21 protein-coding genes are annotated in these 22,900 nt (G+C 58.8%); 14 read left to right on the top strand and 7 right to left on the bottom strand.

Features of this window, described 5'->3' with window-relative positions:
• Positions 1-60 precede the first annotated feature (60 nt).
• The 3 genes from ysgD (at position 61) to FJW00_RS09890 (ending at position 2,397) form a co-directional block, all read left to right on the top strand.
• Positions 61-117 (top strand): YsgD/CorL family protein, encoded by a 57-nt coding sequence (ysgD, locus tag FJW00_RS22745; RefSeq protein WP_350769477.1) that lies wholly within the window; start codon positions 61-63, stop codon positions 115-117.
• Positions 118-295: 178 nt separating this feature from the next.
• The gene (gene corA / locus FJW00_RS09895; protein ID WP_009088458.1) at positions 296-1,249 is read left to right on the top strand and encodes a magnesium/cobalt transporter CorA; all 954 of its coding nucleotides are present in this window, start codon (positions 296-298) and stop codon (positions 1,247-1,249) included.
• Positions 1,250-1,344: 95 nt separating this feature from the next.
• A complete protein-coding gene (locus FJW00_RS09890) occupies positions 1,345-2,397 on the top strand; it encodes an AbrB family transcriptional regulator (protein WP_111208478.1) in 1,053 nt (350 codons plus the stop codon).
• On the opposite strand, the gene rarD is transcribed toward FJW00_RS09890, so the two are convergent.
• Both rarD and FJW00_RS09880 read right to left on the bottom strand, forming a co-directional pair.
• Positions 2,368-3,267, bottom strand: coding sequence for an EamA family transporter RarD (gene rarD / locus FJW00_RS09885; RefSeq protein WP_009088462.1), 900 nt, complete (start codon positions 3,265-3,267; stop codon positions 2,368-2,370). The two genes, FJW00_RS09890 and rarD, sit on opposite strands and share 30 nt — an antisense overlap.
• 20 nt (positions 3,268-3,287) lie before the next feature.
• A complete protein-coding gene (locus tag FJW00_RS09880; protein WP_009088464.1) occupies positions 3,288-3,758 on the bottom strand; it encodes a thioesterase family protein in 471 nt (156 codons plus the stop codon).
• 193 nt (positions 3,759-3,951) lie between these two features.
• On the opposite strand from FJW00_RS09880, the gene pldA reads away from it, so the two are divergent.
• From pldA to FJW00_RS09860, 4 genes are all read left to right on the top strand, one after another.
• Positions 3,952-4,830 (top strand): phospholipase A, encoded by an 879-nt coding sequence (gene pldA, locus FJW00_RS09875; RefSeq protein WP_009088467.1) that lies wholly within the window; start codon positions 3,952-3,954, stop codon positions 4,828-4,830.
• 24 nt (positions 4,831-4,854) lie between these two features.
• Positions 4,855-6,681 carry an ATP-dependent DNA helicase RecQ gene (recQ, locus tag FJW00_RS09870; protein WP_140923911.1) on the top strand — a complete coding sequence of 609 codons (1,827 nt, stop codon included), beginning with the start codon at positions 4,855-4,857 and terminating at the stop codon, positions 6,679-6,681.
• 12 nt (positions 6,682-6,693) lie between these two features.
• Entirely contained in the window at positions 6,694-7,317 is a 624-nt protein-coding gene (rhtC, locus tag FJW00_RS09865; RefSeq protein ID WP_009088470.1) for a threonine export protein RhtC, read from the top strand.
• Positions 7,318-7,522: 205 nt separating this feature from the next.
• Positions 7,523-8,323: a DUF1460 domain-containing protein gene (locus FJW00_RS09860; RefSeq protein WP_181405374.1), complete on the top strand. Its 801-nt coding sequence runs from the start codon at positions 7,523-7,525 to the stop codon at positions 8,321-8,323.
• Positions 8,324-8,370: 47 nt separating this feature from the next.
• Here FJW00_RS09860 and rhtB read toward each other — a convergent pair whose 3' ends face one another.
• A complete protein-coding gene (gene rhtB, locus FJW00_RS09855; protein WP_003854387.1) occupies positions 8,371-8,994 on the bottom strand; it encodes a homoserine/homoserine lactone efflux protein in 624 nt (207 codons plus the stop codon).
• Positions 8,995-9,106: 112 nt separating this feature from the next.
• Here rhtB and pldB point away from each other — a divergent pair, with 112 nt between their 5' ends.
• Together pldB and yigL are read left to right on the top strand one after the other, a co-directional pair.
• Positions 9,107-10,099, top strand: a complete 993-nt coding sequence (gene pldB, locus FJW00_RS09850) for a lysophospholipase L2 (RefSeq protein ID WP_009088474.1) — start codon at positions 9,107-9,109, stop codon at positions 10,097-10,099.
• A 52-nt stretch (positions 10,100-10,151) separates the two neighbouring features.
• Positions 10,152-10,952 (top strand): sugar/pyridoxal phosphate phosphatase YigL, encoded by an 801-nt coding sequence (yigL, locus tag FJW00_RS09845; RefSeq protein ID WP_140923908.1) that lies wholly within the window; start codon positions 10,152-10,154, stop codon positions 10,950-10,952.
• Positions 10,953-10,998: 46 nt separating this feature from the next.
• Here the strand turns inward: yigL and glpT are convergent, their stop codons facing one another.
• On the bottom strand, positions 10,999-12,339 hold the full coding sequence (gene glpT / locus FJW00_RS09840) for a glycerol-3-phosphate transporter (RefSeq protein WP_009088478.1): 1,341 nt from the start codon (positions 12,337-12,339) through the stop codon (positions 10,999-11,001).
• A 373-nt stretch (positions 12,340-12,712) separates the two neighbouring features.
• Between glpT and FJW00_RS09835 the strand changes: the two genes are divergently transcribed.
• On the top strand, positions 12,713-13,576 hold the full coding sequence (locus FJW00_RS09835) for a carboxylate/amino acid/amine transporter (protein ID WP_033736487.1): 864 nt from the start codon (positions 12,713-12,715) through the stop codon (positions 13,574-13,576).
• A 491-nt stretch (positions 13,577-14,067) separates the two neighbouring features.
• On the opposite strand, the gene FJW00_RS09830 is transcribed toward FJW00_RS09835, so the two are convergent.
• Complete coding sequence (locus tag FJW00_RS09830) at positions 14,068-14,547, bottom strand: YehS family protein (protein ID WP_140923906.1); 480 nt, start codon at positions 14,545-14,547, stop codon at positions 14,068-14,070.
• An 83-nt stretch (positions 14,548-14,630) separates the two neighbouring features.
• Positions 14,631-15,557, bottom strand: coding sequence for an HTH-type transcriptional regulator MetR (gene metR, locus FJW00_RS09825; protein ID WP_009088486.1), 927 nt, complete (start codon positions 15,555-15,557; stop codon positions 14,631-14,633).
• 144 nt (positions 15,558-15,701) lie between these two features.
• Between metR and metE the strand changes: the two genes are divergently transcribed.
• On the top strand, positions 15,702-17,972 hold the full coding sequence (metE, locus tag FJW00_RS09820; protein WP_140923904.1) for a 5-methyltetrahydropteroyltriglutamate--homocysteine S-methyltransferase: 2,271 nt from the start codon (positions 15,702-15,704) through the stop codon (positions 17,970-17,972).
• Positions 17,973-18,023: 51 nt separating this feature from the next.
• On the opposite strand, the gene FJW00_RS09815 is transcribed toward metE, so the two are convergent.
• Entirely contained in the window at positions 18,024-18,857 is an 834-nt protein-coding gene (locus FJW00_RS09815) for a dienelactone hydrolase family protein (RefSeq protein ID WP_009088490.1), read from the bottom strand.
• Between the two features lie 303 nt (positions 18,858-19,160).
• On the opposite strand from FJW00_RS09815, the gene udp reads away from it, so the two are divergent.
• The 3 genes from udp (at position 19,161) to rmuC (ending at position 22,853) form a co-directional block, all read left to right on the top strand.
• On the top strand, positions 19,161-19,922 hold the full coding sequence (udp, locus tag FJW00_RS09810; RefSeq protein WP_009088492.1) for a uridine phosphorylase: 762 nt from the start codon (positions 19,161-19,163) through the stop codon (positions 19,920-19,922).
• Between the two features lie 77 nt (positions 19,923-19,999).
• Positions 20,000-21,268: a tetratricopeptide repeat protein gene (locus tag FJW00_RS09805; RefSeq protein WP_140923903.1), complete on the top strand. Its 1,269-nt coding sequence runs from the start codon at positions 20,000-20,002 to the stop codon at positions 21,266-21,268.
• 85 nt (positions 21,269-21,353) lie between these two features.
• Positions 21,354-22,853, top strand: coding sequence for a DNA recombination protein RmuC (gene rmuC, locus FJW00_RS09800; RefSeq protein ID WP_140923901.1), 1,500 nt, complete (start codon positions 21,354-21,356; stop codon positions 22,851-22,853).
• The last annotated feature ends 47 nt before the right edge of the window (positions 22,854-22,900 follow it).

Here is a 22,900-nt window from a genome sequence, read left to right as displayed (position 1 = left end):
TTGACGGCTTTTTCGTCTCAGCGTAACATGCGCCCACTATTATCATGAGAGGACAACGCCTTGGACACGCCCAGTCGATGCTGGCTCAATGACCTGGATACCAGGCATAACATCTAAGGCTACCTCTTTACGCGGGTAGCCTTAGCGGTTATCAGCGACCTCCCTTTTTGATCCCGTCGCACGAGTCAGCACTGATTTACCTTTGAAACTCTGTTTCCGTGTTCAGGCCGCCCGTTCTGTGTTGAGGAACGGCGGATTGCCTTGTCCCATTTAGTCTGCAATGGGGAGTATTGCTATGCTGAGCGCATTTAAACTGGACCACAGCCGCCTGACGCGACTGGAGCTGGAAGACGAAAACGACAAGCTGACCACCTCCGTCTGGGTCGATCTGATTGAGCCGGAAGAGGGCGAGCGTGACCGGGTGCAGTGTGAGCTGGGCCAGAGCCTGGCAACCCGACCTGAGCTGGAAGATATCGAGGCGTCGGCGCGTTTCTTCGAAGATGAAGATGGTCTGCACATCCACTCCTTCTTCTTTTATGAAGATGCGGACGACCACGCCGGTAACTCCACGGTGGCGTTCACCATCCGTGAAGGCCGCCTCTATACCCTGCGCGAACGCGAACTGCCCGCTTTCCGTCTCTACCGCATGCGCGCCCGAAACCAGACCCTGATCGACGGCAACGCGTTTGAGCTGCTGCTCGACCTGTTCGAGACCAAAATCGAACAGCTGGCGGATGAGATCGAAAACATCTACAGCGCGCTGGAGAAACTCAGCCGGGTGATTATGGAAGGTCAGCAGGGCGAAGAGTACGATCAGGCGCTGTCACGCCTGGCAGAGCTGGAAGATATCGGCTGGAAAGTGCGTCTCTGCCTGATGGATACCCAGCGCGCCCTGAACTTCCTGGTGCGCAAAGCGCGTCTGCCGGGCAACCAGCTGGAGCAGGCGCGTGAAATCCTGCGCGATATCGAGTCGCTGCTGCCGCACAACGAATCGCTGTTCCAGAAGGTCAACTTCCTGATGCAGGCCGCGATGGGCTTTATCAACATCGAGCAGAACCGCATCATCAAGATCTTCTCGGTGGTCTCCGTCGTCTTCCTGCCGCCGACGCTGGTGGCATCCAGCTACGGGATGAACTTCGAGTTTATGCCGGAACTGAAGTGGAGCTTTGGCTATCCGGCTGCAATTGGCCTGATGATCCTGGCGGGCCTGGCACCCTATCTCTACTTCAAACGTAAAAACTGGCTGTAAAACGTTCCGGGCCATCATCGATGGCCCGTTCTGCTGGCTCCCGTCGCCATTTCTGCGTACTCTGTCCCCCTTGTTTTTACAAATAATTAACTTTTATGGACGCTTTATCCTTACGCGCGCAGTGGGCGCTGCTGCTGCTGGTGTCGGTCCTGCTGGGGACGCTGCTGCACCACTTTCAGGTGCCCGCGGCGCTGCTGCTGGGCCCGATGGTGGTCGGCGTGGTAATGGGATTATCAGGCGCAACGCTGCGCATCGACAGGCGGTTGTTCCTGCTGGCGCAGGCGGTACTGGGCTGCATGATTGCGCAGAGCCTGTCGCTGTCGATTCTGACGCCGCTGATTCAGGAATGGCCGGTGGTGCTGGCGGTGCTGCTGCTGACCCTGGCGGCCAGCGGCGTATCGGGCTTTCTGCTGGTGCGTTTCAGTCAGCTGCCTGGCCCGACCGGTGCCTGGGGATCGTCACCGGGTGGCGCATCTGCCATGGTGGCGATGGCGGGCGACTTTGGGGCCGACGTGCGGCTGGTGGCGTTCATGCAGTATCTGCGGGTGCTGTTTGTCGCCTCGGCGGCGGCACTGGTGGCACGTATCGGTCTGGGGGATGAGGCACACAGCGTCTCGCTGCTCTGGTTTCCCGCCCTGAATCGCGGCTTTGTCATCACGCTGGCGGTGATGCTGGCGGGCGCGTGGCTGGGCACCCGGCTGCGCATCCCGTCGGGGGCGCTGTTGCTGCCCGCGCTGGCAGGGGCGGCACTGAACGGCAGCGGTGTCGCGGTACTCCAGGTGCCGGAGTGGCTGCTGGCTCTGGCCTACGCGCTGATCGGCTGGAGTGTCGGGCTCCGGTTCACCCGTCCGATTTTCCTGCTGGCGCTGCGCACGCTGCCGCAGATGCTCGCCTCCATCTTCGGGCTGATGCTGTTGTGTGGCGGGCTGGCGTGGATGCTGACGCAGATGCTGGATATCGATCTGATGACCGCCTATCTCGCCACCAGTCCGGGCGGGCTGGACACGGTGGCGATTATTGCCGCGGGCACCCAGGTCAACATGGCTTTTGTGATGGCGTTACAGACGCTGCGTCTGTTCACCATCCTGCTGACCGGTCCGGCGATGGCGCGTTTTATTTCACGCTACGCGCGCACGGGTGCGGAATGAAAACGCCACCGCATCGCAGACAAACACCAGCAGCGCCAGCCAGATGAAGCCAAAGGTGACCATCTTGTCTGGCGTGATGGTTTCCCCGTAGAAAACGACCGCCAGGATAAACATCAGGGTCGGGCCGAGATACTGAAAGAAGCCAACCGTGGAGAGACGCAGCCGGCTGCAGGCCGCCGCAAACAGCATCAGCGGAATGGTGGTGATAATCCCTGCCGCGACCAGCCTGAGGTTGAGACTCAGCGGGTTAGCGGAGAGATGGCTGGTAGGGCTGTCGGCAAAGCCGAACAGATAGATGGCCGCCAGGGGGAACAGCCACAGGGTCTCAATCAGCATGCCGCTCTGGGCATCGACCTGAATCTTTTTACGCACCAGACCATACAGGGCGAAGCTCAGCGCCAGCCCCAGCGCAATCACCGGCAGCGAACCGAACTGCCACAGCTGCACCAGCACGCCGAGGGTGGCCAGCAGCACCGCCAGCCACTGGAGACGACGGAAACGCTCGCGCAGAAACAGCATGCCGAACACCACATTAATCAGCGGATTAATAAAGTAACCCAGGCTGGCTTCCAGCATATGCTGATTATTCACCGCCCAGATAAACAGCAGCCAGTTGCCGCCAATGGTCAGCGCGGTCAGCGCCAGCATCAGCACTTTTGCTGGCTGAGAGAACACGCTGCGTACGACGGGCCAGCTGCGGCTCAGCGTAATCAGCAGCAGCATAAACAGCGCAGACCAGATAACCCGGTGCGTCATGATTTCCGTGGCCGGAACCTGCTTCACCAGTTTGAAGTAAGCTGGCGCGATGCCCCAGATAAAGTAAGCCCCCAGGGCGAAACCCACGCCCTGGCGGGTTTGTTGCGTATCCATATGAGATCCAGATGGCGTGCTTAGCCGATAAGATAGGTGGCGGTTGCCGTGGCGATATAGTCGCCCTGTTGGTTGTGCAGCTCGACGCGCGCCACGGCGACTTTGTTACCGGCACGCAGCAGGCTGCTGGTGGCAGTAAAGCGCTCGCCGCGTCCGGGGCGCAGATAGTCAACGCGCATATCGATGGTGCCCATGCGGGAGAGACGCTGGCGAAGCTCGGCTTCGCTGATGCTCTCCTGACGGGTCAGCGCGTTACTGACGCAGACCATGCCTGCCGCCACATCCAGAACCGACGCGATCACCCCGCCGTGCAGGATCTGTTGTGCCTGGTTGCCCACCAGCATGGTTTTGTTGGCAAAGCTGATTTCGGCGTAGTCCGCCTCCAGGCGCATCAGTTCCAGACCCAGCGCCTGATTGAAGGGCATGTGATAAACGAAAATTTCGCCGACCAGCTGGCGAGCGTCCTGCGGTGTCAGCACGGGTGATGACATGATGATGTGTCCTGAAAAAATCGGGCCAGAGGGGCGCGCAATCTGAATGAGTTGTGTATTCTATGCCGCCTGCGAGGGGGTTTCCAGTTTAAGAAATCAGCACTCTTGCTCACTGCCATTTGCGTGTAGAATGGCCTGCTTTTTACGACACCCTTTCAGTTGTTTTAATACGCAGCGCTCACCGGAGAATTTTATGCGTAAGCATCGCGCCTTGCTGGCGGCAATGTTGATAATTCCTGCGCTGGCGCAGGCAGATGAAGCTCAGATCAAAGAGGTTCATGACGCGCCACAGGTTCAGGGCAGCATCATTGCTAACCTGCTGGAGAAGCATGATAATCCGTTTGTTCTCTATCCCTACGAGAACAACTATCTGCTCTACACCTACACCAGCGACCTGAATAAAGAGGCGATCTCCTCCTATAACTGGGGAGAAAATGCCCGCAAAGATGAAGTGAAATTCCAGCTCAGCCTGGCGTTTCCGCTGTGGCGCGGTATTCTGGGTGATAACTCGGTGCTGGCCGCCTCTTACACCCAGCGCTCCTGGTGGCAGCTGTCGAATCGCGGTGAATCCTCGCCCTTCCGTGAGACCAATTATGAGCCGCAGATTTTCCTTGGCTGGGCCACGGATTATTCGCTGGGTGGCTGGACACTGCGGGATGTCGAACTGGGTCTGAATCATGAGTCTAACGGGCGCAGCGATCCCACTTCGCGCAGCTGGAACCGCGTTTATGCGCGGCTGATGGCGGAGAACGGGAACTTCCTGGCGGAGATCAAACCCTGGTATCGCATCCCGGATGGGGCAAATAATGACGACAACCCCGATATCACCAAATATATGGGTTATTACCGCACCCGGCTGGGCTATAAGCTGGGCGACAGTATCTTCAGCGTTGAAGGCAACTATAACTGGAACAGCGGTTATGGCGGTGCGACGATGGCCTGGAGCTACCCAATCAGTGAGCATGTCCGCTTCTATACGCAGGTGTTCAGCGGCTACGGTGAATCACTGATCGATTACAACCATCGCCAGACGCGTCTGGGTGTGGGTGTAACGCTCAACGACTTGTTCTAATCCCTAACGTACGACAGGAATCGCGTGGCAACCTCGGCAGTTCTCAATCAGGAAGCGCTGGCGCAGCAGGTATTGCAGGATACCTTCGGCTACCAGCAGTTTCGTCCCGGTCAGCAGACGATCATCAATCAGGCGCTGAGCGGGCGCGATTGTCTGGTGGTCATGCCCACCGGCGGCGGTAAATCGCTCTGCTATCAGATCCCGGCGCTGGTGCGCGAAGGCCTGACGCTGGTGGTCTCGCCGCTGATCTCACTGATGAAAGATCAGGTCGATCAGCTGCTGGCAAACGGCGTGGCCGCGGCGTGTCTCAACTCCACTATGACGCGCGAACAGCAGCAGACGGTGATGGCTGACTGCCGCACCGGTCGGGTGAAGCTGCTCTACATCGCCCCTGAACGCCTGATGATGGATAACTTCCTCGACAATCTGGCACACTGGCAGCCCGTGATGCTGGCGGTGGATGAGGCGCACTGTATCTCGCAGTGGGGGCACGATTTCCGTCCGGAATATGGCGCGCTGGGCCGGTTGCGTGAACGCTTCCCGGAGGTGCCGGTGATGGCGCTGACCGCGACCGCCGATGAAACCACCCGTAACGACATCGTTAACCTGCTGCACATGCAGGACCCGCTGATCCAGATCAGCAGCTTCGACCGTCCCAATATCCGCTACACCCTGGTGGAAAAATTTAAGCCCACAGATCAGCTGCTGCGCTACGTTCAGGATCAGCGCGGCAAGTGCGGCATTATCTACTGCAACAGCCGGGCGAAGGTGGAAGACACCGCCGCGCGCCTGCAGAGCCGGGGGCTGAGCGTCGGGGCCTATCATGCCGGTATCGACAGCGAACAGCGCGCCAGAGTGCAGGAATCGTTTCAGCGTGACGATCTGCAAATCGTGGTGGCGACGGTGGCCTTTGGGATGGGCATCAACAAGCCCAACGTCCGCTTTGTGGTTCACTTTGATATCCCGCGCAACATCGAATCCTACTACCAGGAAACCGGCCGTGCCGGCCGTGATGGCCTGCCCGCCGAGGCGATGATGCTTTACGACCCGGCAGATATGGCCTGGCTGCGTAAGTGTCTGGAAGAGAAAGTGCCGGGGCCGCTGCAGGATATTGAGCGTCACAAGCTCAACGCCATGGGCGCGTTTGCGGAAGCGCAGACCTGCCGCCGCCTCGTGCTGCTCAACTACTTTGGTGAGGGGCGCCAGCAGCCGTGCGATAACTGCGATATCTGTCTCGATCCGCCTAAACGGTATGATGGTCTGGTCGAGGCGCAGAAGGCGCTTTCCGGCATCTACCGCGTGGGACAGCGTTTCGGCATGGGCTATATCGTGGAGGTGCTGCGCGGCTCCAACAATCAGCGTATCCGGGAACAGGGCCATGACAAACTGCCGGTCTATGGACTCGGCAAAGATCAGAGTCACGAGCACTGGGTCAGCGTGTTGCGTCAGTTGATTCATCTGGGGCTGGTCACGCAGAACATTGCCATGCATTCGGCGCTGCAGCTGACCGAAGCTGCCCGCCCGGTGCTGCGCGGTGAAGTCCCCCTGATGCTGGCGGTGCCGCGCCTGATTACCGCGAAGACGAAGAGCAGCAGTCCGGCGAAGTTTCACGGTGGCAACTACGATCGCAAGCTCTTTGCCAAGCTGCGTAAGCTGCGAAAAGCGATCGCCGATGAAGAGAATATTCCGCCTTACGTGGTGTTCAATGACGCCACACTGATTGAAATGGCAGAACAGATGCCGGTCAGCGCGTCAGAGATGCTCAGCGTCAATGGCGTGGGTCACCGCAAACTGGAGCGCTTTGGCAAACCTTTCCTGGTGATGATCAAAGAGCATCTCGATGAAGAGTAAAGGACACTGATTATGCTGATGTTATTTGCCACTGTGGCGCTGGTACACCTGGTGGCGCTGATGAGCCCCGGCCCGGATTTCTTTTTCGTCTCACAGACGGCTGCCAGCCGCTCACGCAAAGAGGCGATGATGGGCGTGCTGGGCATTACGCTCGGTATCGTTGTCTGGGCGGGAGTGGCGCTGATGGGGCTGCATCTGATTCTGGAGAAAATGGCCTGGCTGCACCAGATCATCATGGTCGGTGGCGGACTCTATCTGCTGTGGATGGGCTGGCAGCTGATGGGGTCGGCACGTCAGCGCCACAAACAGCCGCAGCAGGATGAACCGGTGGTGGAGCTGCCAAAACGCGGCATGAGCTTTCTTAAAGGGCTGCTGACGAATCTCTCAAACCCCAAAGCGATTATCTACTTCGGCAGCGTCTTCTCGCTGTTTGTCGGGGATGATGTCGGCGCGACGGAGCGCTGGGGGTTGTTCCTGCTGATCATCGCAGAAACTTTTGCCTGGTTTGCGCTGGTGGCGGCAATCTTTGCCCTGCCGTGGATGCGTGCGAAATATCAGCGCCTGGCAAAATGGGTGGATGGTATGGCAGGGGTGCTCTTTGCCGGTTTCGGCATCCATCTGATTATCTCCCGCTAAGCATCGCGGATGCCGGCGTGCACGAGGCGCGTCCGGCAGGGTTCTCACCTCCCGTCGTCTCTCCCTCATGTGACAGCGATCACACTCTGCTTCACCGTTTATCCCGTTACCTTAACCATCACTCAATCGTCACCCGGTGTTAATCCACCGAGGCATCACCTCTGGTAAGGTCGGTAACCGGGCATATTTTTGCAGGAACAGGATGATGAGAATGAAAGCGCTGCTGCTGCTGTTAATGAGTGCGGGCATCAGCGCCTGCGCGTCGCCAGTGGCGACCCGTTATCCGGTGTCTCAGCCGATCCGGACGGATAAGGTGACGTCGATGCTGGCGCAGCTTCCTGCGCCCGGCCTGCCGCAGGGTGACAGGATTAGCCGGATCTCTGCGGCTTTTCTCGGGACACCTTATCAGGCCCATACGCTGATCGGCTCGCCTGCGACGCCCGAAGCGCTGGTGATCAACCTCTACGGGGTAGACTGCTTTACGCTGCTGGATTATGTGCAGGCGCTGAGCCAAAGCCACGATCGCCCCAGCTTTGAAGCCAGCCTTATCCGCACCCGTTATCGGGATGGCGAGGTCAGCTACCTGAAACGGCGCCACTTTTTTTCTGACTGGGCTGCTGACAGCCCGCCGATTGCCGATGACGTCACCCGCACACTGAGCCCGGCGGCGGTGACGGTGATGAAACCACTCAATCGTCAGGCCAGCGGAACAGAAAAAGTGCCGGGTCTGGGCGTGATGCCGCGTCCGATCACTTACATTCCGGCCCGCGCCCTTACGCCCCGGCTGCTTGACCAGATTCAGAATGGCGATTACGTCGGGGTTTATACGCCCGCGGCGGGGCTGGATGTCTCACATGTGGGGATTGCCGTCCGGCACGATGGCCGGTTGTGGTTCAGGAACGCCTCCTCGCGGGCTGAAAACCGCCGGGTTGTCGATGCGCCGTTCAGGGAATATATGCGGTCAGTGCCGGGCATCATCGTGCTGCGTGCCGTGCCGGCGGTGTGATGAGAGAGAAGCGATCGCGCCAGCCCTGGCGGGCCGGCGCGTCAGGATCAGGCGATCTTCCTGGCGCTGGCCAGCAGGGCGCCGACCGCCATAAACAGTCCGCCGAAAATACGGTTCATGAGCTTCATCTGTTTTGGCCCTTTAATCCAGCCCGCAATGCGGGTCGCCAGCGTGGCGTAGCCAATCATCACGATGATATCGACCACTACGGTCGTCACGCCCAGCACCAGATACTGCATAAAGAGTGGCTGATGCGGCTGAATAAATTGCGGGAAGAGCGCCGCCAGAAAGACGATGCTTTTGGGGTTGGTCAGGTTCACCAGCACGGCACGTTTGAACAGGCGACGGCGCGGCATCGCTTTAGCGACCGCGTCCAGGTCGATACCGCCCGCTGAGCGCCACTGCTGAATACCCAGCCAGACCAGATAGGCCGCACCGGCCCATTTCAGAATCTCAAAGGCGAGCAGCGACTGGGAAAACAGCGCCCCCAGCCCGATGCCTACCAGCACGATATGCAGCGCCAGCCCGACCTGCAGGCCGGAGATGGATGCCACCGTGCCGCGATAGCCGTGGCTGATGCCGGTACTCATGGTGTTAATCGCGCCGGAGCCGGGCGACAGGCTGAGAATTGTGGTGGTGAGCAGATAGGTCAGCCACCATTCGATGGTCATGGGTTGCGCTCTCTTTAGGGGCGGAAGTGTGACACAATACGCCAGAAATAAGCGCGGCGCTACGGCCTGCGTACGGCAACAGGGACTCTTTATCCGGTCATCAGGAGGGCGAATGAATCCACACAAAGCCAGCTGGCTGCGACGCGAAAAAGCCTTTGCTGCCTTTGCAACCGGTCCGCTGCTCGACTTCTGGCACAGCCGTGAAGAGCGTGAGTTTACCGGCGTCGGCAATCTGACATTACGTTACGTCCGGTTCACGTCACCGAAACACACGCGTGTCATCCTGATTGTGCCCGGCCGCATCGAGAGTTACATCAAATATCCTGAGCTGGCCTACGATCTGTTTCACTGTGGCTTCGATGTGGTGATCCTCGATCATCGCGGCCAGGGGCGCTCCGATCGTCTGCTGGAAGACTCACACCGCGGCCACGTGGTGGAATTTACCCACTATGTCGACGATCTCGAAACCCTCTATCTGAAAGAGATCGTCAGCGGACACTATCAGCAGCGTTATGCGCTGGCTCACTCGATGGGGGGCGCAATATTAACGCTGTTTCTGGCGCGGCAGCCGCAGGCTTTTCATGCGGTTGCCCTGGTGGCCCCGATGTTTGGTATTGCGCTGCCGTTGCCCGCCTTCCTGACCCACCGGATACTCGACTGGGCGGAGAAACGCCCGGCGGTGCGCGATGGTTATGCGCTCGGCACCGGACGCTGGCGCGCGCATCCATTTGGCATCAACCGGCTGACGCACAGTGCTGAGCGTTACCGGCGTAACCTGCGCTTTTATGCTGATGATCCGGCGATTCGCGTTGGCGGGCCGACCTATCACTGGGTGCGCGAAGGCATCCATGCCGGTCGCAACATCATCAGCCAGGTGGATAAGATCACCACGCCGCTGCTGCTGTTACAGGCCAGCGAGGATCGGGTGGTCGATAACCGTTCGCAGGACCTGTTTTGTGCCGCGATGGCTGCGGCGGGTCATCCGTGTGAGGGCAACACGCCGCGGGTGATCAACGGCGCGCGTCATGAGATCCTGTTTGAAAAAGACGCGATGCGTGCCGAAGCGCTCAATGCAGTGGTCGACTTCTTTTCAGCGCATCACTGACGTTATTTATCCGACCGGCGAAAGCCGGCAGACTCCGATACCCGAGGTTTTCATGTACCACATCGTTGCATCCGACCTGGATGGCACGCTGCTTTCTCCCGAACATCGCCTGACCCAATTTGCACGCGAAACACTGCAGCAGCTGGTCGCCAGAGATATTCACTTCGTTTTCGCGACCGGCCGTCATCATATCGATGTCGGACAGATGCGCGACAGCCTGGCGATTCCGGCTTATATGATCACTTCAAACGGCGCGCGCGTTCACAACGCGGCGGGCGAACTGGTCTTCAGTCACAATCTGGATGCCGACATCGCCAGCGATCTGTTTGGCCTGCAATATCATCACAACGAAATCCTGACTCACGTCTACCGGGATGATGAGTGGTTTGTCAGCCGCTCAAGTCCGGCAGAACAGGATTACTTCCGCGAGTCGGTGTTCAATTATCAGGTCTATGAGCCAGGTCTGCTGCCAACCGATAACATCAGCAAAGTCTTCTTCACCTGCGAAAACCCTGAACATCTGATCCCGATGGAGCAGGCCATTGAAGCGCGCTGGGGTGATCGCGTTAACGTCAGCTTCTCATTACCTACCTGTCTGGAGGTCATGGCGGGCGGCGTGTCGAAGGGGCATGCGCTGGAAGCCGTGGCGAAGCAGCTGGGTCATTCGCTGCAAAGCTGTATCGCCTTTGGCGACGGCATGAACGATGTGGAGATGCTGAGCATGGCGGGTAAGGGCTGTATCATGCAGAACGCTCATCAGCGGCTGAAAGATACCCTGCCGGCGCTGGAAGTGATTGGATCAAATGCGGATGATGCGGTGCCGCAGACGCTGCGCGCACTCTACCTCGCATAAGTAAATGAATGAAAAGGGCCGGTTATCCGGCCCTTTTTTTATGCCGTCAGGCGATTTTCTGTTTGTGTCTGTGTTCGCTGACCATGGTCAGGAGCAGCAGAATAACGGCGAGCACGCAGCCTGCGATCATCACCAGGAAGCCGCCATCCCAGCCGAAGTAGTCGACGGTGTAACCGACAATGGCGCTGGCGGCCACCGAGCCTCCCAGGTAGCCGAACAGGCCGGTAAAGCCCGCTGCCGTTCCTGCCGCTTTTTTCGGGGCCAGCTCCAGCGCGTGCAGACCAATCAGCATCACCGGACCGTAGATCAGGAAGCCAATCACGATCATACAGGCCATATCGACGCCGGGGTTACCCGCCGGATTGAGCCAGTAGATGACGGTCGCGACGGTGACCAGCGTCATAAAGAACACCCCGGTCGCCCCCCGATTGCCGCGGAACACCTTATCCGACATCCAGCCGCAGAGCAGCGTCCCCGGTATCCCCGCATATTCATACAGGAAGTAGGCCCAGGAGGATTTATCCAGCGTGAAGTGTTTCACCTCTTTGAGATAGGTCGGAGACCAGTCGAGGATGCCGTAGCGCAGCAGATAAACAAACACGTTGGCCAGCGCGATGTACCACAGCAGCTTGTTCGGCAGCACGTACTTCATGAAGATCTGCTTTGCCGTCAGCTCCTCTTCATGGCTGGCATCGTAGTCGGGCGGATAGTCGTTTTTATACGCTTCAATCGGCGGCAGGCCACAGGATTGCGGGGTATCGCGCATCAGCGCAAAGGCCAGAATCGCAATGGCAATCGCGCCAAAAGCGGGCATGTAGAGCGCCGCTTTCCAGTCGTTAAACCATGCCATGCCCAGCAGAAACAGCAGCGGGGGAATACCGCCGCCCACATTATGGGCGCAGTTCCAGACCGAGACGATCCGGCCGCGCTCCTTCTGTGACCACCAGTGAACCATGGTGCGTCCGCACGGCGGCCAGCCCATCCCCTGAAACCAGCCGCAGATAAACAGCAGTACAAACATCACCATGATGCTGGAGGTCGCCCAGGGCACAAATCCCATGATCAGCATCACCGCCGCGGCCAGAATCAGGCCAGCCGGTAAGAAGACGCGCGGGTTTGAGCGGTCCGACACCGATCCCATGATGAATTTTGAAAAGCCGTAGGCGATGGAGATGCCCGACAGGGCAAACCCTAAATCGCCCCGCGAAAAACCCTGTTCGACCAGATAGGGCATCGCGAGCGCAAAGTTTTTTCTGACCAGATAGTAGGCGGCATAACCGAAGAAGATCCCGATGAAAATTTGCCAGCGCAGACGACGGTAGAGGGGATCGACACGATCCTCTGCCACCTGTGGCTGGCGTGGCGCAGGTTTAAAAATGCTCAGCATCAGTGAGGCCCTCCAGGGCACATTATGGTTTTTGAATTCCCGGCAGGTTGAAGCAGGAAAAGAGGAGAAAATGGCCATCCGATGTTCCATTTCGCGCAAAGAATAGTGTTAGTTGCGCAGCGTTACTGTGATGAATGACACATTTGTTACAGTTTTATTACAGTTGAGAGCGAAAGTGTTCACCTGATGGATCATTTCGCGCATTTTGTCTGGCGGAAAAGCGGTTCTGTCGACAGTTATGTCAGTCTGTGTAAACGGTCCGCTACTTAAAGATTCTGATCGAATGTTTTATAGCCAGATGTCAACCAGATTTCACAGCCTGATGGCAGCACATTGTTTACACTGGCGGCCTGTTAATTTCAGGGTCATGACCGTGTTCTTATTAATTATTACCACTATTCTGTGGGCCTTTTCGTTCAGTCTGATTGGCGAATACCTTGCCGGGCAGGTGGACAGCTGGTTTTCCGTTCTGATGCGTCTGGCGCTGGCTGCGCTGGTCTTCCTGCCTTTCCTGCGCTGGCGCGGCTACCGCCCTTCAACGCTGCTGCTTTATATGCTGGTGGGGATGCTGCAGCTCGGGGTGATGTATCTGCTGAGTTTTGAAGCCTATCTCTATCTGAGCGTTTCAGAATTCCTGCTGTTTACGGTGATGACGCCGCTGTATGTGACGCTGATTTACGATCTGATCAGCCGTCGTCCGCTGCGCATCGGTTATGTGTTCAGTGCGCTGCTGGCGGTGGCCGGTGCGGCGATTATCCGTTATGACAAAGTCAGCGATCATTTCTGGTTCGGGCTGCTGTTAGTGCAGCTGGCAAACATCTGTTTTGCGGCGGGAATGGTAGGGTATAAGCGTCTGCAGGAGACCCGTCCGATGCCGCAGCACACCGCCTTCTCCTGGTTCTATCTGGGTGCGGTCGTGATTGCCGTGATCGCGTGGTGCGCCTGGGGTAATCCGCAGAAGTTACCGACCACCTCACTGCAGTGGGGCATTCTGGTCTGGCTGGGCGTTGCGGCTTCCGGTCTGGGCTATTTTATGTGGAACTACGGTGCAACGCAGGTCGATGCCGGCACGCTGGGCATTATGAATAACATGCACGTTCCCGCCGGGCTGCTGGTGAATCTGGCAATCTGGCAGGAGAAACCGCACTGGCCGAGCTTTATTGCGGGTGCGCTGGTGATCCTCGCCTCGCTGTGGGTGCATAAGCGCTGGGTGGTGGGGCGCAGCAGCCGATCTTAAAGGAGAATCGCACCTAATCAGTGGCTGTGGGTCAGGTGAGGCCTCCCGGGCTGGCGCGTCCGATCGCGAAGGAATCTCACCTCCCTGTGGATCGGCCGGGCCATCCCTGGCCCGGACGCTTCGCTCTTCTGACGCGCCAGCCCATGAGGCGCAACAGCCTCATCGCTGTTAAATGCATGGCTCAGCGCGAGCATGAAGGAGTGATGCAGGGTAGTAAAGCCTGGAGGCGCAACAGCCTCATCGCTGTTAAATGCGTGGCTCAGTGCGAGCATGAAGGAGGGAATGGCGGGCTGAGAAGTAAAGCGTCCGCCGCATGGCTGGCCCGGTGCTGCTCTTGTCACAGCCCTGATGAAGCGGGAGGGAAGGGGTGGCGCAGCTGAGGAGCAAAGCGTCCGAGCCAGGGATGGCGAGGCCGTGCTGCATGGATGCAGGCTTTCTTTGCGATCAGATGCGCCACCTCTGACCACGCAGGGGTCAGAAGCGATCAAAAATTAAGCCGGCTTATCACTCTTCGGACGCTGGATCATTGCCAGCCCTTTCAGGAAGTTACGCAGAATCTGATCGCCACACTCGCGGTAGTTCTTATGGTCGGGCTTGCGGAAAATCGCCCCTACTTCCGCCTGCGACACGGTAAAGTTCGCGCGCTTCAGCACGTCAGGAATGTCGGTCGTTTTCAGATCGAACGCGATACGCAGTTTCTTCATGAAGATATTGTTATTCATTTTGCGCTCGATCGACGGGGCAGGCGCCTCTTCGCTTTTACCACGACGGTAAAAAATCAGGCCATTCAGAAAATACCCCATCAGCACATCAGGGCAGGGACGGAACGCGGCGTCGTCATCTTTTTTCAGCCACGCCTGAATATCCGTCTCGGGTACCTCACATTCCGCCAGCGCAAAAATCTTCACCATTCCGGCATCGCTCAGATTAAGCATGTAGCGCACGCTGCGCAGAATATCGTTATTAGTCATGGTGAGATCTTCTCATGGTCAGTCGACAGGCTGCGCATTATAGGGGATTTTGCCGGCGTCCGCGCAGGTTTGTGCCCGACCGGTTACCGCTGCAACACCGCACCGGGCAGCGCAGCATCACGCACAAACGGCAGATGCTCACAGGCGTGCTGACGGGCAAAACGGATAAAGGCTTCCAGCACCGGCTGCCGCTGTTCACCTTCGCGCACGGCGGCGTAAAGACGACTCCAGAGCCCCTCACCCAGCGTGCGGGTCACGACCAGACCCTGCTTCTCAAAACTCTCCACCACCCAGTGCGGCAGCGCCGCGATACCCATGCGCGCGGAAACCATCTGAATCATCAGCAGGGTGTTATCGACACTTTTCAGTGCCGGGCTGACGCCAGCAGGCTGCAGGAAGTGACGCCAGATATCCAGACGCTGACGCTGCACCGGATAGATCATCAACACCTCATCAGCCAGATCTTCCGGGGCAATCTGCTCCACCTGCGCCAGCGGATGATCCGTTGCCAGCACCAGCCGCACTTCATAATCGAACATCGGGGAGTAGAACAGGCCGGAGCGCGCCAGAATATCGGAGGTCAGCACCACATCCAGCTCACCCTGCTGCAGAGCGGGCTGAGGATCAAAGGTCACGCCCGATTTGAAATCCATCACCACCTGCGGCCAGCTCTGACGGAATTTATCCAGCGCGGGGGTCAGCCACTGAATACAGCTATGACACTCGATCGCCACCCGCAGCGTGGTCTGATGCGGCTCATGGCACGCCTGCAGGGCGTGCTGGATCTGCGGCAACACCTGCTCTGCCAGCTGCAGCAGAATATCGCCCTGCGGCGTAAACCGCAGCGGCTGACTTTTACGCACGAACAGGCGGAATCCCAGCCGCTGCTCCAGGTCGCTGAACTGATGAGAGAGCGCCGATTGCGTCTGGTGAAGCTGGGCCGCCGCCGCCGCCAGCGATCCCGTATTGCGCAGAGCCTGAAGCGTCCGCAGGTGCTTGAGTTCGATCATGAGGGTCCTTCACATCGAAAATGAACATATTGCGCTTGAGCCACATACAGTACCCGCAGATTATAGCAGTGTAAACATCTGGACGGCTAAACCTCTCTGGCTGCCTGTAAAAGGCAGCGTGAAAGATTATCTGGAGAACAGCACATGACTATCCTGAACCACACCCTCGGCTTTCCCCGTATTGGCCTGCGCCGGGAACTGAAAAAAGCACTGGAGCAGTACTGGGCGGGTGATATTTCGCAGCAGGACTTACTGGCGGTGGGCCGTGAACTGCGCGCCCGCCACTGGCAACAGCAAAAAGCGGCGGGTGTCGATCTGCTGCCGGTCGGCGATTTCGCCTGGTACGATCATGTGCTGACCACCAGCCTGATGCTGGGTAACGTGCCCGCACGCCATCAGAACCCGGAGGGCAGCGTTGACCTGGACACCCTGTTCCGCCTGGGCCGTGGTCGAGCCCCCAGCGGGGAACCCGCCGCTGCGGCAGAGATGACCAAATGGTTTAACACCAACTATCACTACATGGTGCCGGAATTTACCCGGGGACAGCGGTTTAAACTGGCCTGGACTCAGCTGCTGGACGAGGTCGATGAGGCGCTGGCGCTGGGTCACAACATCAAGCCGGTGCTGCTGGGGCCGGTAACCTATCTGTGGCTGGGCAAAGTGAAAGGTGAGCCGTTCGAGCGCCTGTCGCTGCTGGAAGCGATTCTGCCCGTCTACCAGCAGGTGCTGGCAGAACTGGCCAAGCGGGGCATCGAATGGGTGCAGATTGATGAACCGGCCCTGGCCCTGGAACTGCCGCAGGCGTGGCGCGACGTCTTCAAACCGGCGTATGACGCGCTGCAGGGTCACAGCAGACTGCTGCTGACCACCTACTTTGACAGCATCGGACAGAACATTGAGGTGATTCGCGCACTGCCGGTGCAGGGCCTGCATGTCGATCTGGTTCATGGCCACGATGACCTCCAGCAGCTGAATCAGCAACTGCCCGCCAGCTGGCTGCTGTCACTCGGGGTGATCAACGGGCGTAACGTCTGGCGCGCCGATCTCAGCCGCTGGTTCAGCCGTCTGCAACCGGTGATTGCACAGCGGGAACAGGTCTGGATCGGCTCCTCCTGCTCGCTGCTGCACAGCCCGATCGATCTCAGCGTGGAAACCCGTCTGGATGATGAGGTCAAAAGCTGGTTCGCTTTCGCCCTGCAGAAGTGTGCTGAACTTTCGCTGCTTACTCACGCACTGAACCAGAACGATGCGGCGTCGCTGGAGGCATGGAGTGCCCCGGTGCGCGCTCGTGCGCACTCGCGACGCGTGCACAATGCCGCAGTGTGCCAGCGTCTGCAGGCCATCACGCCACAGCTCAGTCAGCGCCAGCGCGCCTATTCTGAGCGGGCTGCCCTGCAGCGTCAGCGTTTCAGACTGCCGGCCTGGCCCACCACCACCATCGGCTCTTTTCCCCAGACCACCGAGATCCGTGGCCTGCGCCTCGACTTTAAGCAGGGCCGTCTCGACAGCAGCCACTACCGCACCGGCATCGCGGCACATATCAGGCAGGCCATTACCGAACAGGAGCGGCTGGGGCTGGATGTGCTGGTTCACGGTGAAGCGGAACGCAACGACATGGTGGAGTATTTTGGCGAGCATCTGGAGGGATTTGTCTTCACCCAGAACGGCTGGGTGCAGAGCTACGGTTCCCGCTGTGTGAAACCGCCGGTGATCATCGGGGATATCAGCCGGCCGGCGGCGATCACCGTGGAGTGGGCCAGCTATGCGCAGTCGCTGACCGACAAGCCGGTAAAAGGGATGCTGACCGGCCCGGTTACTATCCTCTGCTGGTCATTCCCGCGTGAAGATGTGTCACGGGAAACCCTCGCAAAGCAGATCGCGCTGGCGCTGCGTGATGAAGTGGAGGATCTGGAGAAGGCAGGAATCGGGATTATTCAGATAGATGAACCGGCTCTGCGTGAAGGCCTGCCTTTGCATCAGTCGGAGTGGGCCGCCTACCTGACCTGGGCGGTAGAGGCGTTCCGGCTTACCGCGGCCGTGGTGCAGGATGACACCCAGATTCACACCCATATGTGTTACTGCGAGTTCAACGACATTATGGATGCCATTGCGGCGCTGGATGCCGATGTCATCACTATTGAAACCTCGCGCTCCGATATGGAGCTGCTGGAATCGTTTGAGCATTTCGACTATCCGAATGAAATCGGCCCCGGCGTCTATGACATTCACTCGCCTAACGTTCCCAGCGTTGAGTGGATAGAGGCCCTGCTGCAGAAGGCCGCACAACGGATTCCGGCAGCGCGTCTGTGGGTAAACCCGGACTGCGGCCTGAAAACGCGCGGCTGGACGGAAACACGTCAGGCGCTGGCCAATATGGTAACGGCGGCGAAGAAACTGCGTGGTGAGACGGCGTAGGGAAGCGGGTCCGGGTGGCAAAAAAGGGGCGCAGACGCGCCCCTTTTTCAGTTACTGCGAGGTCACACCATATTGCCTGAACCAGGTCAGCATCCGCTGCCAGCCATCCTGAGCCGATTCCGCATGGTAGCTCGGGCGGTAGTCTGCATTAAACGCATGACCCGCTTCGGGATAGACGATGATCTCGGCGGTGGCATTGGCGGCATGCAGCGCCTGTCGCATCTGCTCGACGCTCTCCAGCGGAATGCTCTCGTCCTGTCCGCCATAGAGCCCTAAAACCGGCGCGTTGAGCGCGACGGCAATATCAATCGGGTGCTTCTGCTGCTTCAGGGTACGGTCGCCGGTCAGCCGTCCATACCAGGCCACGGCGGCGCGCAGCTGCGGATTGTGCGCGGCGTAGAGCCAGCTGATGCGGCCACCCCAGCAGAAACCGGTAATGCCCATGCGGCGGATATCGCCCCCGTTGCGTGCGGCCCAGTTGGCGGCATGGTCCAGGTCAGCCAGCACCTGAGTATCCGGCACTTTACTGACCAGCTCGCTGAACAGCGTCGGGATATCGTGATACTCAGAGGGATCGCCCTCGCGGAAATAGAGCTCCGGTGCAATCGCCAGATAGCCTTCCAGCGCCAGACGGCGGCAGATATCCCGGATGTGTTCGTGCACACCAAAGATCTCCTGCACCACCAGCACGACGGGTAAAGGACCTTCCGCTGACTGCGGTTTTGCAAAATAGGCCGGCATGTTTTCGCCCTGACTGGGCACGGAAGTCTCACCTGCGTGAATGGCCGGACTATCGGTAATAATGGTGGTGTCGGCGGTGGGTTGCACGGCTGGCGCAAAGCCGCCCGTCGCCGGTTTTTGTGGCAAAGTATCACTGGGTTTCATTATTCTCTCCGTGCAAGCATTGGCGCAATCACGTAACTATAGCCTGGCCCGAAAGCGTGCGTGCCAGGTGTCGGGTAACAGAATCAGCAGCGAACAAACGCATCCACCTCTTTAACATTGCCATGACCCCGACACAGCCCCGCCGGGCGTTATCCGGGCGAAGAAGATGTCAATGTGTGATTAATGTCGCATTTTTTCTTCCGGTAAATGTAACTTTCATTTTCTTAAGTGAATGCTGTCACATATTTATCGGGCGTGCTGGCGTAGAGTGGCGCGCTATCATCCCTTAACAGGAGTCTGCAAATGACACAGTCTGACGTTTTCCATCTTGGCCTGACGAAAGCCGATCTGCAGGGCGCCACCCTGGCGATTGTGCCGGGCGACCCGGAGCGCGTGAAGAAAATTGCCGGACTGATGGAGGATGCCACGCATCTCGCCTCACACCGTGAGTTTACCTCCTGGCTGGCAAAACTGGATGGCAAGCCGGTGGTTGTCTGTTCAACCGGCATCGGCGGCCCTTCGACCTCTATTGCGGTAGAAGAGCTGGCTCAGCTTGGCGTGCGCACCTTCCTGCGCGTCGGCACCACGGGTGCCATTCAGCCACATATCAACGTCGGCGATGTGCTGGTCACGACCGCCTCCGTGCGCCTGGATGGCGCCAGCCTGCATTTCGCGCCGATGGAGTTCCCGGCGGTGGCTGACTTCGGCTGTACCACTGCGCTGGTGGCGGCTGCAGAAGCCTGTGGCGCCACAACCCATATCGGCATTACCGCCTCCTCTGACACCTTCTATCCGGGCCAGGAGCGCTACGACACCGTCTCAGGCCGCGTCGTCAGCCGTTTCAAGGGATCGATGAAAGAGTGGCAGGAGATGGGTGTCCTCAACTATGAGATGGAATCCGCTACACTGTTAACCATGTGCGCCAGCCAGGGCCTCCGCGCCGGTATGGTGGCAGGCGTCATTGTGAACCGTACGCAGAAAGAGATCCCTGATGCGGTCACCATGAAACAGACAGAAAGCGACGCAGTGAAGATTGTGGTCGAAGCGGCGCGTCGCTTGCTGTAGGCCGCGTCAGGCCGCGGGCCCCTATCGGGCCTGCTGCTGTATAAGGCGCGTCATTTCAGTGAAACCTGAGAAGGCTTATGCGCAATACACTTCCTGTCCGACGACCGGCATTCAAAGCCGATCCCGCCGCCCTTAATGCCCGGCTGGAACGCGGTGCCGAACGCTTCCGTGCCGCCATGCAGCAGGGTGACTATGCACAGGCCGCCCAGTGCTGCGAAGAGGCGCTGCGCTATCTGCCTCAGCAGATGCAGGTGCTGAGCGACTATGCACTCTGTCTGCTGCGTCTGGGTCAGTACCAGAAGTCCTATAAAATCTATCAGAAGATCGCACACTCCCCGCCCGCGGTGCGCAGCACCGCCTCTGAAACCTGGCTGGATGGCCTGACGGAAGTCTGTGGCTGGCTGAATAAGCCGGATGAGGTGGCGCGCTATGGTCTGTCGTCGCTGATGCAGTCCGATGCGTGTTTCAGTCAGGGGCAGCGTGTGGCGTTTCCCGCTCCCCAGCCCGAACCTGCCGATCTCACACAGCCGCACCAGAATGTCATTGCCTTCAGCCTGTTTGGTGACCAGCCGCGCTACTGCGAAACCCTGATTAAAAACGTTGAAGTCGCACCTGAACTCTATCCCGGCTGGGTCTGCCGCATCTACCTTGACGACAGCGTGCCGCAGCATGTCTGGCAGCGACTGGACCAGCCGCATGTGCAACGGGTCGATATGTCGCATGAGAAAACCCTGTTTCCCACCCTGTGGCGTTTTCTGGTGATGGACGATCCCGGCGTGAAGCGCTTTATCGTCCGCGATGCCGACTCGCTGCTCTCAGAGCGCGAAGTGGCGGCGGTCAGCGCCTGGCTGGCTTCACCTTACTGGTTCCACCATATGCGTGACTACTTTTCCCACACCGAACTGCTGCTGGCAGGGATGTGGGGCGGCTGTCATGGCGTCTTTCACAACGTGGAACAGGCGATGCGTGATTTTATTGCGCACTACCGGGGGAGCGAACGCTTCACCGATCAATATTTCCTCAAAGTGGCATTATGGCCGACAGTACGTGAAAGCGTGCTGAATCACGATGAACTGTTCCACTTTCATCAGGCCCGGCCGTGGCCTGCCCATGCGCCGGTGCGCTGGCAGACGCCGCAGTTCCACGTGGGCAGCAATGCCGGCTTTGCCAGTATGACCGGGAAAGCCAGTGTGGCCGACGGCAGCAGACAGCGCGTGGCGATCACCGCGGGCGAAACCACCTGGCACTATCTGGCGCAGGTTAAGCAGGGTGAGTGGCTGTTGCCGATGCCCTTTTTTCTGATTGAGGAGTGGCAGGCGGGAAGGGTGACCGTGACCGCGCTCTAAGTTGCTGAGCGCGAATAAATTTATCTGGACATTCATACAGTGCGACTCTACCTTTTTCCTCAGCAGTGTAAGTCGCGGGGAAATCATGGATCAGCACATCATCATCAGCATCTGTCTGGCGCTTGCCGGGGTCGGGATCGGCTGGATGCTGGCACAGCTTCGTGCCGGGCACCAGGCCGCCAGTTTCCAGACTGAGCGTCGTCTGCTGCAGGAGGCACAGCAGCGTCAGCAGCAGCAGACTGAACAGCTTCAGCAGCAGATCCGCGAGCGGGAACAGGAGCTGCGTCAGCTGCACGGTGCCCTGAGCGGAGCCACGGAGCGGCTGCAGCAGCTCGACTACTGGCGCAATGAAAGTGAGCAGCTGAATCGCGAGCTGCGCAATCAGCTGGAGGTCAACAGCGCGCAGGAAGCGGAGCTGCGTGAGGTGACCATCCGTCTGGAAGAGACCCGTTTTGCCGCCGAGGAGAAGCAGCGCCTGCTGACCAACAGCGAACAGCGTCTCAGCGCCCAGTTTGAAAACCTCGCCAACCGCATTTTCGAAAACAGTGGCCGTCGCGTCGATGAGCAGAACCGTCAAAGCCTGGATAGCCTGATTGGCCCGTTACGTGAACAGCTGGATGGCTTTCGTCGTCAGGTGCATGAAAGCTTTGGCGCAGAGGCGCGTGAACGTCACACCCTGACCCACGAAATCCGTCAGCTTCAGCAGCTGAATGCGCAGATGGCGCAGGAGGCGCTCAACCTGACCAAAGCCCTGAAGGGCGACAATAAAATCCAGGGTAACTGGGGGGAAGTGGTCCTGAGCCGGGTGCTGGAAGCCTCCGGGCTGCGTGAAGGCTATGAATATGAAACGCAGGTCAGCATTCAGTCTGAACAGCAGGGCAGGATGCAGCCGGATGTGATTGTGCGGCTGCCGCAGGGCAAAGATGTGGTGGTGGACGCCAAGATGACGCTGGTGGCCTATGAGCGCTACTTCAATGCGGATGATGAGATCGAACGTGAACAGGCGATTCAGGAGCATGTCAGCGCCATGCGGGCCCATATCCGCCTGCTGGGGCGAAAAGATTATCAACAATTGCCCGGTTTACGCTCGCTGGATTATGTGTTGATGTTCATTCCGGTTGAACCGGCCTTTTTACTGGCGATCGACCGCCAGCCTGAGCTGATTAGCGAGGCGCTGCAGCAGAATATCATGCTGGTCAGCCCCACCACGCTGCTGGTGGCGTTACGGACCATCAATAATCTGTGGCGCTATGAGCACCAGAGCCGCAATGCACAGCGTATTGCCGATCGGGCCGCACGCCTCTATGACAAGATGCGGCTGTTTGTGGATGACATGAGCGGTATTGGTCACAGTCTGGACAAAGCGCAGAACAGCTATCGCGAGGCGATGAAAAAGCTGGCCGAGGGGCGCGGTAACCTGATTGCGCAGACGGAAGGGTTTCGTGCGCTGGGCGTTGAAATCAAACGGCCGATCAATCCTCATCTGGCCGAACGGGCTATGCCGGAAAACCGGATGGCAGATGACGACAGGGATGATGAGGATGCGGATGACAGTGACAGGCGTGTGAGACGCCTCCACGAATAGTATGGGCGCAGCGTGCCTGACTTCCGTGACTCTGATACACTTCGGAA

The organism is Pantoea anthophila (assembly GCF_006494375.1).
GTDB classification, from domain to species: domain Bacteria; phylum Pseudomonadota; class Gammaproteobacteria; order Enterobacterales; family Enterobacteriaceae; genus Pantoea; species Pantoea anthophila.
The sequence above is the reverse complement of the archived record's forward strand: the minus strand, read 5'-3'. Positions and strand labels throughout refer to the sequence as shown.